The 12,779-nt window shown below is 61.5% G+C and carries 9 protein-coding genes and 1 pseudogene; all 10 read left to right on the top strand.

Annotated features, from left to right (window positions below):
• Positions 1 to 314: 314 nt before the first annotated feature.
• The 10 genes and pseudogenes from HMPREF2935_RS12350 (at position 315) to HMPREF2935_RS12310 (ending at position 12,599) form a co-directional block, all read left to right on the top strand.
• The gene (locus HMPREF2935_RS12350) at positions 315 to 2,147 is read left to right on the top strand and encodes a peptidoglycan D,D-transpeptidase FtsI family protein (RefSeq protein ID WP_070733490.1); all 1,833 of its coding nucleotides are present in this window, start codon (positions 315 to 317) and stop codon (positions 2,145 to 2,147) included.
• A gap of 49 nt (positions 2,148 to 2,196) precedes the next feature.
• A complete protein-coding gene (locus tag HMPREF2935_RS12345; RefSeq protein ID WP_070733426.1) occupies positions 2,197 to 3,777 on the top strand; it encodes a UDP-N-acetylmuramoyl-L-alanyl-D-glutamate--2,6-diaminopimelate ligase in 1,581 nt (526 codons plus the stop codon).
• Complete coding sequence (gene murF / locus HMPREF2935_RS12340; protein WP_070733424.1) at positions 3,774 to 5,303, top strand: UDP-N-acetylmuramoyl-tripeptide--D-alanyl-D-alanine ligase; 1,530 nt, start codon at positions 3,774 to 3,776, stop codon at positions 5,301 to 5,303. The genes HMPREF2935_RS12345 and murF overlap by 4 nt, the downstream gene beginning before the upstream one ends.
• A 29-nt stretch (positions 5,304 to 5,332) precedes the next feature.
• Positions 5,333 to 6,445, top strand: a complete 1,113-nt coding sequence (gene mraY, locus HMPREF2935_RS12335) for a phospho-N-acetylmuramoyl-pentapeptide-transferase (protein ID WP_061923494.1) — start codon at positions 5,333 to 5,335, stop codon at positions 6,443 to 6,445.
• A gap of 2 nt (positions 6,446 to 6,447) precedes the next feature.
• Positions 6,448 to 7,902, top strand: coding sequence for a UDP-N-acetylmuramoyl-L-alanine--D-glutamate ligase (gene murD / locus HMPREF2935_RS12330; protein WP_070733422.1), 1,455 nt, complete (start codon positions 6,448 to 6,450; stop codon positions 7,900 to 7,902).
• A gap of 21 nt (positions 7,903 to 7,923) precedes the next feature.
• Positions 7,924 to 8,652: pseudogene (locus tag HMPREF2935_RS13885) on the top strand (FtsW/RodA/SpoVE family cell cycle protein); the annotation flags it as partial.
• Between the two features lies 1 nt (position 8,653).
• On the top strand, positions 8,654 to 9,346 hold the full coding sequence (locus tag HMPREF2935_RS13880) for an FtsW/RodA/SpoVE family cell cycle protein (protein WP_371326248.1): 693 nt from the start codon (positions 8,654 to 8,656) through the stop codon (positions 9,344 to 9,346).
• A 29-nt stretch (positions 9,347 to 9,375) separates the two neighbouring features.
• Positions 9,376 to 10,458 (top strand): undecaprenyldiphospho-muramoylpentapeptide beta-N-acetylglucosaminyltransferase, encoded by a 1,083-nt coding sequence (gene murG / locus HMPREF2935_RS12320; protein ID WP_070733420.1) that lies wholly within the window; start codon positions 9,376 to 9,378, stop codon positions 10,456 to 10,458.
• A 43-nt stretch (positions 10,459 to 10,501) separates the two neighbouring features.
• Positions 10,502 to 11,956 carry a UDP-N-acetylmuramate--L-alanine ligase gene (gene murC, locus HMPREF2935_RS12315; RefSeq protein WP_070733419.1) on the top strand — a complete coding sequence of 485 codons (1,455 nt, stop codon included), beginning with the start codon at positions 10,502 to 10,504 and terminating at the stop codon, positions 11,954 to 11,956.
• Positions 11,949 to 12,599 carry a cell division protein FtsQ/DivIB gene (locus HMPREF2935_RS12310; protein WP_062038236.1) on the top strand — a complete coding sequence of 217 codons (651 nt, stop codon included), beginning with the start codon at positions 11,949 to 11,951 and terminating at the stop codon, positions 12,597 to 12,599. Before murC ends, HMPREF2935_RS12310 begins: the two co-directional genes overlap by 8 nt.
• Positions 12,600 to 12,779 lie beyond the last annotated feature (180 nt).

Raw genomic sequence — 12,779 nt, 5'->3', positions numbered from 1 at the left:
ATTCAGGTGACCGCTATGGCGGTTCCCGGAGGGACCAGGGGCGCGCCGGCAGGGGCACCCCTGCGGATCGCACTAGCCACAGTCGCCTAGGACGCAACGAAGGCTACCGTCAGGGCCGTCCCACAAACCGCACCCATCGAGGAGCCAACACTGGCTCTGCCATGCCGCGTGCCAATGCGCTGCGCCCGAGTGAGCGCGTCACTGCCGCCAGCCGTGATAAGCAAACTCGCGGTCCTGCGGCACCCGGCCGCTTCAAGTTCTTGCCGCAGAAGGAAATCCTTAGCAAGCGCGTTAAAACCGTCGTTTCTGCGCTGATGGTCGTCCTCGTTATCCTAGGCGGACGCCTGGCTTGGGTACAGCTCGTGTGGGGCCCGGATCTTGCCGCAAAGGCGGTGGCACAGCGTTCCCGTGTCTACATCGACTCCGCCCGCCGCGGTGAGATTGTTGACCGCAACGCCCAGCGCCTTGCCTACACCATGAAGTCCCGCTCGCTGACCGTTTCCCCGACCCGCTTGCGCGAAGAGCTACGGGAGCAGGAAGAGATTGAGGCAACTGGCGAGGACTCTTTCGGCAGCATGGACGAAGCCTCCCGCAACAAGTTCCTAGATGACAAGGTCGAGTCCCGCCTGAAGGAGATGGCTGAGGGCATCCCAGACAAGATCAAGGCCGCGGGCCTTAGCACTGGCGACGTCAATTCCAAGCACATCCTCGATAAGCTCCACGCTGATACGCAGTATGAGGTCTTGGTCCGCAACGTCGATCCTGACGTCGCCGTAAAGATCGCCGAGGAGTACCACGGCTTGGCTGCCGACGAGCAGCAGATCCGCCAGTACCCCAACGGCGCAATTGCCGAAAACGTCATCGGTAAGGTTTCCATGGACGGCCAAGGCCAGTTCGGTTTCGAGGCCTCCGGCGATTCCACACTGACAGGTATCGACGGCAGCTCCACCGAGGACGTTTCCACCAGTGGCCAAGCCATCCCGGGCACCCTGCGCGATCAGGTTCCAGCTACCGATGGCAAGAACGTCACCTTGACCCTCGACCTAGACCTGCAGACCTATGTCCAGCAAAAGCTCGAAAAGGCCCGCGTGAACTCCAAGGCGAAGAACGCCCAGGCAGTCGTTCTCGACGTCGCTACCGGCGAGGTTCTTGCCATGGCTAACACGGGCACCATCGACCCAAACAAGGACATTGAAAAACAGCTCAAAGAAGACAAGGCCTTCGACAACCGCAGCGTGTCCCACCCTTATGAGCCAGGTTCCGTTGCCAAGGTGATCACCGCCGCTGCCGCATTGCAGGAAGGCGTCACCACTCCGGACGAGGTCCACCAAGTCCCGGGCTCCATCGACATGTCCGGTGTGACCGTCAACGATGCGTGGCAGCACGGCGTCGAGCCGTACACCACTACGGGTATCTTCGGTAAGTCTTCCAACGTCGGTACCCTGATGCTCGCCCAGAAGCTGGGCCAGGAACGCTACGCCAAGTATCTCGAGGCCTTCGGCCTTGGCGAGACCACCGGCATTGAACTGCCAAATGAATCCGCAGGCCTCGTACCGGCTCAGGAACAGTGGTCCGGCGGCACCTTCGCCAACCTGCCCATCGGCCAGGGCCAGTCCTGGACCACCCTGCAATTGGCCAGCGTCTATCAAGCGCTTGCCAACGGAGGAGAGCGCATCGAACCGCGCATTATTTCCTCTATCACCGGCCCAGACGGCGAGAAGGAAAAACTCGACGAGCCGCGCAAGACCCGCGTGGTTAGCGAGGAAACCGCGAAGACCACCGTCGATATGTTCCGCGCCGTGTTCCAGAAGGATCCAAATGGCGTCCAGAACGGCACCGCGGGTGGCAATAACATCGAGGGCTATCAGCTTTCCGGTAAGACGGGCACCGCCCAGAAGGTCGATGAGAAAACCGGCGCCTACTCCAACTCCGCGTACTGGATCACTTTCGCGGGCATCGCGCCTGCCGACGACCCTCGTTTCGTCGTCGCCATCATGCTCGACGAACCGCAGTCGGGCGTCAACGACAACGGTTCCGGCGGCCAGTCTGCTGCGCCGGTGTTCAAGGACATCGCTAGCTGGCTGCTCAACCGCGACAACATTCCACCGTCCAAGCCCGCGCCGGAGCTGACCCTGCGCGCTCAATAAAAACTTCAACGAATACCACACCTTCGCACTACAAAAAGGGGAGAAAGCAATGAGCGTAGACCTAGAAAGCCTCGCTACTATCGGCGGCGGGCGCGTTATCGGTGACGAGACCGTCACTGTTTCCTCCTGCAGTCTCGACTCCAAGGCGATTGCTGCGGGCGGCCTCTTTGCAGCGTTGCCCGGAACCCGCGTGCATGGCGCCCAGTTCGCCGGCGGCACCGAAGCAGCGGCGATCCTCACCGACGAAGCCGGCCTGCAGCACTTGCAGGAAGCAGGGGAGCGCCGCCCGATCATCGTGGTCGAAGACATCCGCGCCGTGCTGGGGCTCATCGCCGCAGAAATCTATGAGCACCCGACGAAGTCGCTGACCGTCATTGCGGTCACCGGCACCTCCGGCAAGACGACCACCAGCTACCTGCTTGAGGCGGGCTTGCTCCACGCTGGCTACAAGGTCGGTCTCATCGGCACCACCGGCACTCGTATCAACCGCAAGCCGGTTCCCACCAAGTTGACTACCCCGGAAGCACCGACGCTGCAGGAGCTGTTCGCACGCATGCTCGCGGAGGGGGTTACCCACGTGGTCATGGAGGTCTCCTCCCACGCTCTCGAGCTGGGCCGCGTGCGGGGCACACACTTCAAGGTCGGCGGTTTCAGCAACCTCAGCCAAGATCACCTTGACTTCCACCCGACGATGGAGGATTACTTCGAGGCCAAGGCCGCGCTTTTCGACGGCCCGCAATCGGCCGCCTCCGCCGTTATCTGCGTCGACGATGAGTGGGGCAAGCGCATGCTGGAGCGCGCCGCCGGTAAGCCGCGCACCGTGGTTGCCACCACCGCAGCAGAGCAGGCACAGCAACTGGCCGACGCCGTCGATGCAACTCTGGTCACCGCGACCCAGACCGGCACCGAGGTCACTGGCGAGCAGCATGTGGATATGAACTTCGCTGGCCAGCAGCATTCCTTCGAGCTGCCGATGCCAGGAAAATTTAATATTGCCAACGCTGCGCTGGCCACGGGCATGGCGGCCGCCGTTGGCGTTGACGTCGAGCAGTTCCTGGCCGGCATCGAGCGCGTGGCCGTTCCAGGCCGCATGGAGCGTATCGACCGCGGCCAGGAATTCGTCGCCGTGGTTGACTATGCCCATAAGCCGGCCGCAGTCGCCGCCGTTCTCGATACTCTGCGTGGCCAGCTCGAGGGAACCGATGGGCGCCTCGCGGTGGTTGTCGGCGCCGGAGGCGACCGCGACTCCTCCAAGCGCCCACTGATGGGTGCTGCCGCCGCAGAGCGCGCGGACCTCGTCGTGGTCACTGACGATAATCCGCGCAGCGAGGACCCAGCCACCATCCGCGCATCCGTCATCGAGGGCGCACGCAAGGCTTCAGCTTCCACTGATATCCGCGAGGTCGGCTCGCGCGCCGCCGCCATCGACGAAGCAGTCCGCTGGGCCATGCCTGGCGACGCCGTCATCGTCGTAGGCAAGGGGCACGAAGTCGGCCAAATCATCGGCGATGAGACTGTTCACTTCGACGACCGCGAAGAGCTCGCACGCGCTCTCGACGAAAAGCTAGCCGGCAACGCGCCACAGGAAAATGCGCGGTACGGTGACACTGTGGAAAAGGAACAAGCATGATTGCATTGACCCTTCAAGAAATCGCTGACATCACTGGCGGTCGCCTCGATTGCGTGGAAGATCCTTCCGCGCAGGTGACAGGATTCGTCGAATTCGATTCCCGCAAAGTCACCCCGGGCGGGCTTTTTCTCGCACTGCCGGGTGCCCGTGTAGACGGCCACGATTTTGCAGAAAAAGCAGTCGCATCCGGGGCAGTTGCTGTGCTGGCGGCACGTCCTGTTGGCGTGTCGGCTATCGTCGTTGAGCCGAAGGGCAAGGTCGAAGGCGACGGCGCTAACGCTGACATTTATGCCAACGATGAAGACGGCTCAGCCGCCGCAGTCATCGAGGCTTTGTCCGCACTGGCACGCGCGGTCACGCAGCGCCTAGCTACCGATTCCGCCCTCAACATCGTGGGCGTGACCGGCTCGGCCGGCAAGACCTCCACCAAGGATCTCATCGCCACTATCTTCCGCGCGGCGGGGGAGACCGTCGCGCCTCCGGGCTCTTTTAACAACGAGGTCGGCCTGCCCTATACCGCTCTGCGTTGCGACGAGCACACCGAATACTTGGTGGCTGAGATGTCCGCCCGCGGTATCGGCCACATTCGCCACCTCACTAACATCACCGCACCCAAGGTCGGTGTGGTCTTGAACGTCGGCTCCGCCCATTTGGGTGAGTTCGGCTCCCGCGAGAACATTGCCCAAGCCAAAGGCGAACTCGTCGAGGCCCTACCGGGCGCGAAAGACGGCGGCGTCGCAGTGCTCAACGCGGACGATCCTTTCGTCGCCGGCATGGCGCCGCGCACGGATGCGAAGGTGGTCTACTACTCGGCCGTGGATAAGCAAGGCTCTAATGTGCAGTACTACGCTACGCAGGTCCAGCTTGACGATGTCGCTCGTGCCTCGTTCATGATGCATACCCCAGACGCGCAGCCGCTGCCGGTGAAACTGCAGGTTTTCGGCGCGCATCAGGTCTCCAACGCCTTGGCTGCCGCTGCAGCTGCCATCGAGCTGGGACTAAGCGCCGAGCTGGTAGCCAACGCTCTGTCTGGCCACCGCATTGCGTCGGAGCACCGCATGGACGTGCGCAACCGTCGCGATGGTGTCACACTCATCGATGACTCCTACAACGCAAACCCAGACTCCATGCGTGCGGCCATCGCCGCGCTGGCTTATACCGCGGCGGCGCGTCCCGACGCCCGTTCCATCGCCGTGCTCGGCGAGATGGGCGAGCTCGGCGAGGACGCACTCGACTCGCACCGCCAGTTGGGCAGTGAGCTGGCGAAGTACCACGTAGACCATCTGGTGGCCGTGGGCACTAGCGTCAACACGCGGGCGATGGCGGAAGCGGCACAAGCAAAGGGTATAAATACTAGTATCTGTGCCGATGTTGATGAGGCCGCAAAAATTGTTGACGGCCTTCTGCGTACCGCGCCAGTAGGCGTGGACGATTGGCCAAATAGGGACGCCAAAGATGTCGTCCTCGTCAAAGCTTCGAATGCCCAACGCCTGTGGCTCGTTGCAGAAAAGCTCAACCAGAGCTAGCTCACGAATATTAGAAGGAACCCAAGCAAGTGACACAGATCATCATCGCTGGTGTGGTCAGCTTTCTCGTAGCGATTTTCATCACCCCGCTGCTCATCCGTTATTTCTCGGATGTTGGCAAGGGTCAGGAGATCCGTGAGGACGGCCCGAAGTCGCACCTGCGCAAGCGCGGCACCCCGACCATGGGCGGCCTGGCCATTCTGGCAGGTATCACGGTGGGCTACCTGACGGTGGGAATCTACGGGCAGGTGACCGGCCACGGTGGCTTTACCTTCTCCGGAATCTTGGTGTTGGGCTTGACTCTGGGCCTCGGCGGCTTGGGTTTTGCCGATGACTTCATCAAGCTTTTCAAGCAGCGCAACTTGGGCCTAAACAAGACCGCCAAGTTGGTGGGGCAGCTCGCCCTCGCATTGGCTTTTGGCCTGCTCTGCCTGCAGCGCCCGGATGACACTGGCCTGACACCTGGTACCACGAAGCTGTCCTTCGTTCGAGATATTGAGACTTTCGACTTCGCGGTTGGCCCGACCATCGTGGGAACCATCGTGTTCTTGATCTTCATGTACATCTTGATCGCGGCGTGGTCGAACGCCGTGAACCTTACCGATGGTCTGGATGGTCTCGCAGCCGGCACCACCGCGATTGTCATGGGTGCGTATACCATCATGACCTTCTGGCAGTTCCGCAACTCTTGTGCCACCGAGTTCACAGCCGGCTGCTACCAGGTCCGCGACCCGCTGGATCTCGCGGTTCTCACCGCCGCTGGCCTAGGCGGCTGTCTGGGCTTTCTGTGGTGGAACGCGGCACCGGCGAAGATCTTCATGGGAGATACCGGCTCCCTCGCGCTCGGCGGCCTCGTCGCAGGCATTTCCGTGACCAGCCGCACCGAGCTGCTGATGATCATCATCGGTGCGCTCTTTGTCATCGAGACCGTCTCCGTTGTTATCCAGATCGTGGTCTTCCGCACCAGCGGTAAGCGTTTCTTCCGTATGGCTCCAATCCACCACCACTTCGAAAACGGTGGCTGGGCAGAGACCGCAGTGGTCGTGCGCTTCTGGTTGATTGCCGCCATGGCGGCTATGGCCGGCGTTGCTATCTTCTACGGCGACTGGCTCGCTGATTCCGGTATCGGGCTGGTGGGCTAGTCATGTCCGCTGCCTTCGATTTTGCTGCCTCCAATTCCGAGGTCTCGCCCGCGGCTCTGCCTGATTCCTTGCGCGGGCGCATCTTGGTCGCCGGCGCGGGCGTGTCCGGCCGCGGCTGTGCGAGCGTACTGCTGCGCCTCGGCGCCGACGTCGTGGTGGCTGATGGCAACGCGGATTCCCGCGCACGCCTGGAGGCCGACCTTTCTGTCACCACAATCGACGCCGCCACTGCCAACCCCGCCGATTACTCCCTCGTTGTTACCTCTCCGGGCTGGGCGCCGTCCTCGCCGCTTTTGCTCGCCGCAGCTGCGGCCGGGGTAGAGGTCATCGGGGATGTCGAGCTGGCCTATCGTCTTGATGCCGCCAGCGTCTTCGGCGCACCGCGCACCTGGCTTGCCGTCACGGGCACCAATGGCAAGACCACAACCACCGGCATGCTGGCCGCAATCATGGCCGCCGATGAGCAGCGCTCCGGAAAGCGCTCCCAAGCCGTCGGAAACATCGGCACCTCGCCATTCGACGCCCTAGCCGCCAGCCCACGCGTGGACGTCCTCGTCGCTGAGCTTTCCTCCTTCCAGCTGCATTGGTCCTCCCAGCTGCGCGCGGAGGTCGGAGTACTTCTCAACCTCGCCGACGACCACCTCGATTGGCACGGTTCCTTCCACGCCTATGCCGAGGCCAAGGCAAAGGTGCTATCCGGCTCCCACGCGGTCATCGGCCGCGACGACTCCCAGGTCCGCGAATACGCCGATGCCGCCGCAGAACGCGGCGCGCTTTCTCCAGACACCCACGCTTTTACCCACACCATTCCGAATGATGGGGAAGTAGGCGTCATCGACGGCCAGCTCGTTATTAACAACGTGGCAGGCGTTAGCGCCACCGTCATCGACGATGTCACCGCCCTTCAGCCCTCTGGTATGGCGGGTATTCTCGACGCCGCAGCAGCCGCCTGCGCTGCTTTGCTCGCCGGTGCCGAGCCGGCCTCAATCACCGAAGGCCTCGAAAGCTACACCGTCGCCGGTCACCGCGGCGAGCTAGTGCACCGCCATAACGGCATCGCTTTCATCGACAACTCCAAAGCCACCAACCCCCATGCAGCCGAGGCCGCGATGCGCGGGTTGGACAATGTGGTGTGGGTCGCTGGCGGTCAGCTCAAAGGTGCCGACGTCAGCGATCTTCTCGACGCCCACGCGGAAAGGCTAAAAGCAGCGGTTGTAATGGGCGTCGACAAGCAAGTGCTCTACGACGCCCTCCAGCAGCGTGGAGTTGCCACCACCGTCATCGAATCCACCGATCCCCTAAGGGCAATGGAGGAGGCGGTTACCGTCGCCGTGCAACACGCCGAACCCGGCGATACCGTCCTTTTGGCGCCGGCTGGGGCATCGTTGGATATGTACCAAGGCATGGCACAGCGCGGTGACTTCTTCGCCGCAGCCGCCCAGCGCATCGCACGTTAACCACGCAATTCAGGAGACTCCATGACCGCAACTAGGCCGCAACAACCAGCGTCGAAGACGCTCGGCCAACGCGTGGGCGAAATCCGCCAACACTACCGCGCGCAACCGGGGCTGGATTACCAGCTGCTGCGGATTATCATCTTTTCGCTGATTGGCATTGGTGTGCTCATGGCGTTCTCCGCATCCATGGCTATCTCCTTCACAGAAAACTCCAACGTGTGGACAGATGCCATCCGCCAGTGCCTGCTCGTGGCAGGCGGCCTGATTTTGTTCTGGATTGCGCTGCGGGTTTCTCCTTATACGCTGCGTAAGTTCGTGCCGTGGCTGCTGCTTTTGTCCATCATCTTGCTCATCGCAGTGTTGATTCCTGGCGTGGGTACCGGTCGTGAGACGGTGGGTTCGCAGTCCTGGATTCCGCTGGGCCCTGTGGCTTTCCAGCCTTCTGAGTTCGCACGTGTCACCGTAGCGATGTACGGCGCTTCGGCGCTGGCGGGCAAGCCGCACCGTTCGATGCGTCTTTCTGACCCATTCATGATGTACTCGCTCATCGCGTCTGTGATGTTCGTGCTCATCGTGTTGCAGGGCGATATCGGCATGGCGGCGTCGTTTGCCTTGGTGGTTATCTTCACCTTGCTTTTTGCGGGCGTGAATTGGCGCGTCGCTGCCACCATCATTGGCCTCGGCGCGTTGGGCTTAACCGCAGTCTTTCTGGGCGGCGGCTTCCGTACGCACCGTTTCCACACCTACTTTGATGCTTTCCGCGGCAACATCGAGGACACGCAGGGCACCGGTTTCCAGGCTTACCAGGGGCTTCCTTTCGCTTGCCGACGGCGGGTTCTGGGGCGTTGGCCTCGGCCAATCCCGTGCGAAGTGGTTCTACCTGCCGGAGGCGAAGAATGATTTCGTCTTCGCCATCATCGGCGAGGAACTCGGGCTGTGGGGCGGCTTGCTGGTTATCGGCTTGTTTGCCGCACTGGGTTACATCGGTCTGCGTACAGCAAAGAATGCGCAGGATTCTTTCCAGGCGCTGCTGGCCGCCACATTGACGGTCGGCGTTGTTATCCAGGCCTTCATTAACATCGGCTATGTGGTGGGTCTTCTTCCTGTGACGGGCATTCAGCTGCCGATGATTTCCGCAGGCGGCTCCGCAGCGCTTATCACCATCGGTTCGATGGGCGTGCTGTGTAACGTCGCGCGCCATGAGCCGCTGCAGATTTCTGCGATGCAGAACTTTGGCCGCCCGCTGTTCGACCGTCTGTTTTTCATCCCCGAGCCGCAGCTTTCCGACGCCGCCCCGAAGCGTAAGGGAGGCCGCCATGCCTCGCAGCCGCAGAAGAATCGGGGCGGGCGTCGGCCAGCGGAGCGCGAGGAGCGCTTTGGCCGAACGGTGACGAGCCGTGGGCCTAGTGATTACCGCCTGCCGCGGCGCGGCGAGAAGCGGTAGGCCTGGGTGGCGCTGGTAGCCTGTAGGTCATGAATTCCACCCCCATTTCTGTCGTCCTTGCAGGTGGCGGCACCGCAGGCCATATCGAACCAGCGCTCGCAGTGGGTGAAGCGCTCCGGCAGCGTCACGGCGCGAAGTTAACCGCGTTGGGCACCGAGAAGGGACTGGAGCGCGATATCGTTCCCGCCCGCGGGGTGGATCTGCGCATGGTGACCCCTGTTCCGGTTCCGCGCAAGGTGAACGCCGATCTGTTTAAGCTTCCTTTGAACGTTGCAAAGTCGGTAATGCAAACCCGCAAGGTTTTAAAAGACGTTGAAGCTGATGTGGTCTTTGGAACGGGCGGATACGTTTCCGCTTCGGCCTACCTTGCTGCAAAGACTCTAGGCATGCCTTTTTATGTGCTAGAAACCAACGCGCTTTCGGGCATCGCAAATAAGCTTGGCGTGCGTTTGGGTGGAATCGGCTTCAACGCGCACCCGAACTCCGGCATGCCTGGCGAGGTCGTGGGTATCCCAGTGCGCCCAGGAATGGGTCAAGACCCCGACGGTTCTGTGGCTGCGGAGGCCCGCAAGCGTTGGGGGTTGCGCGAGGATATGCCCACCATCGTCATTACCGGTGGCTCGCAGGGCGCAGCCAGCATCAATAAGGCAGTGGCGGGCGCGTTGCCGGAGCTAACCAAGAAGTACCAGGTCCTGCATGCCTACGGCAAGAAGAATGAGGCGCCGGCGTCTGCCCCGAATTACACGCCACTGCCATACATCGACGATATGGCTGGCGCGCTTGCCGTAGCTGACTTGATGATTTGCCGCTCAGGCGCGATGACGGTCGCTGAGGTAACCGCTGCCGGCGTTCCTGCCATTTACGTGCCACTGCCAATCGGCAATGGTGAGCAGGCACTGAACTCCCGCGAGCTAGTAGAAGCCGGCGCTGCCGTGCAGATCGCCGACGCCGAACTCAACCCCCAGCGCTTGGTCTCCGAGGTCCGCGGCATTATGGAAGATGACGCTCGCTTAAAGGAAGTGCGCGCGGCCGCGGCGACGAACTCTGCTGGCGACGTTGCCAACACCATTGCTGACCGAATCGCAACCACCATCGAGCAAGCGCGCGCCTAAAACCCTCGCGCAAGATCTTTGAAGCTGAAGGAATTTAAAGAAGATGACTGACTCTTATGACCTCACTCGCGTCCACATGGTGGGCATCGGCGGCTCTGGCATGTCTGGCCTGGCGCGCATCCTCGCTTCGCGCGGTGGCGTCGTTACCGGCTCCGACGTTAAGGAGTCCACGCCGGTGGAAATTTTGCGCACCATGGGGGTGAAGATTGCGGTAGGCCACGCGGCAGAAAATCTCGAGCTGGCGGGAGAGAAGCCGACTGTCGTGGTCACTTCCTTTGCAGCCATCCCGCAGGATAACCCAGAGTTGGTCGGCGCCCGCGAGGCCGGTATCCCGGTGATTCGCCGCTCCGACCTTCTCGCCGAGCTCATGGAGGGCCACAAGCAGGTGCTCCTCGCCGGTACGCATGGCAAGACTTCCACTACCTCGATGACTGTTTCTGCAATGCAGCAGGCAGGTCTTGATCCTTCCTTTGCCATTGGCGGCCAGCTCAACCGCGCGGGCACCAACGCCCATGGCGGAACTGGCAACGCCTTTGTCGCCGAGGCCGATGAATCCGATGCTTCCTTGCTGCGCTATAGCCCTGAAGTCGCGGTGATTACCAACATCGAGCCGGACCACCTGGATTTCTTCCACAATGCTGAGGCCTATTATCAGGTCTTCGACGACTTCGCCGATCGTATCGTGCCCGGCGGACATCTCGTCGTCTGCTTGGAGGATGAGCATGCAGCGCAGGCCGGTAAACGCGCCCTTGACCGCGGAATCAACGTTCTTGGCTACGGCAGCGCTCAAGCAGCCGCACAGTATCCGGAGATTCCCTTGGCCGCTGAGGTAGTAGAAGAGCAGGTCTCTGTCATTGGCATGCAAGTCCGTGCACGCGTCACGCTGCCCGGCGGAAAGTCGAAAGAGCTCTCCTATGAGCTGCAGATTCCGGGGCATCACATGGTGCTTAACTCTTTGGCCTCGCTTATCGCGGGCGGCTTGGCCGGCGGCGATCTGGACGATCTCGCGGTGGGCCTTAGTGATTTCACCGGTGTGCGCCGTCGCTTCGAGTACCGCGGTACCGAGCACGAGGTGCGCGTCTTCGATGACTATGCCCACCACCCAACCGAGGTCACCGCAGTCCTCGGTGCTGCCCGCCAAAAGGTAGAGGCAGAAGGCAAGGGGGCGCGCGTTATCGCATGCTTCCAGCCGCACCTGTACTCCCGCACGATGGAATTCGACAAGGAGTTCGCTGCAGCACTCGCGCTTGCTGACGCCGCCGTTGTCCTCGACATCTACGGCGCTCGGGAGCAACCGGTGGAAGGCATTACCTCCCGCATCATCACCGACAAAATGCCGGAAGAGATGAAGGTCATTTTCGAACCGAACTTCTCGGAGGCGGCTCAAGATGTTGTGTCCCTGGTGCGCCCTGGCGATGTCGTACTCACCATCGGCGCGGGTTCAGTCACGATGCTGGCCGCGGAGATCCTCGATGAGCTGAAGGCGCTTAATGACTAAGAAGACAATTGCGGTTTCTCTCACGGGGCTCGTCGCGGTCGTTGTGCTGGCGGCAGTTGCCGTGTGGATGTTCCCCGTGTTCAAGGTTTCTTCCTTCGAGGTACATGGCATAAGCCACGTCGATGCAGCGCAGGTGGAAGAAGCCAGTGGTGTCGCTAAAGGCGAGAACCTAGTGCGGGTGGATGCCCGTGGAGCGGCGTCGGGAGTCGCGCGTTTGCCGTGGGTGAAGTCCGCGACCGTATCGCGCGCATTTCCGTCCACTTTGAGCGTGGAAATTACAGAACACGAGGTGGTGGCTTTCCGTGATAAGAACAAGCTTATCGACGCCGAGGGTGAAGAATTCGCCGAGGACACCCCGCCGGAGGGCGCAGTGGAAATTACCGGCAGCGCCGAGCCTGGCTCGGAGGAGATGAGTGATGCCGTGGAGGTAGTCGCCGCTTTGCCGCAGCCGGTGCGCGCACAGGTGAAGTCTCTCGAGGTTAAAAACGCGTATTCGATGACCTTCCACCTGAAGGATGACCGCAGCGTCTTCTGGGGCGCCTCGGAGGATAACGCCAATAAGGCTTTGGCTTTCGAGACGGTTTTGAAGATGGAAGGCGGGCAGTGGAATATTTCAAACCCCGAATTGGTAACCACGAAATAGCCGTCTGAATTTAACGCCCTGCGCAGAGCCCATCTTGGTCATACAGGTGGGGTGCGTGGGGCGTTTGTGATTTGAAAACCCGCACGTCAGCAACCCTAAACTACAACTTGAGGGTACCGACACGCGGCAAAATGTACGTGAAAAACTACGGCACTTCCATAAAGATGGAAATAACCGCGC

Source organism: Corynebacterium sp. HMSC076D02, assembly GCF_001813815.1.
In the GTDB taxonomy this organism is placed as follows: Bacteria; Actinomycetota; Actinomycetes; order Mycobacteriales; family Mycobacteriaceae; genus Corynebacterium; species Corynebacterium simulans.
The sequence above is the reverse complement of the archived record's forward strand: the minus strand, read 5'-3'. Positions and strand labels throughout refer to the sequence as shown.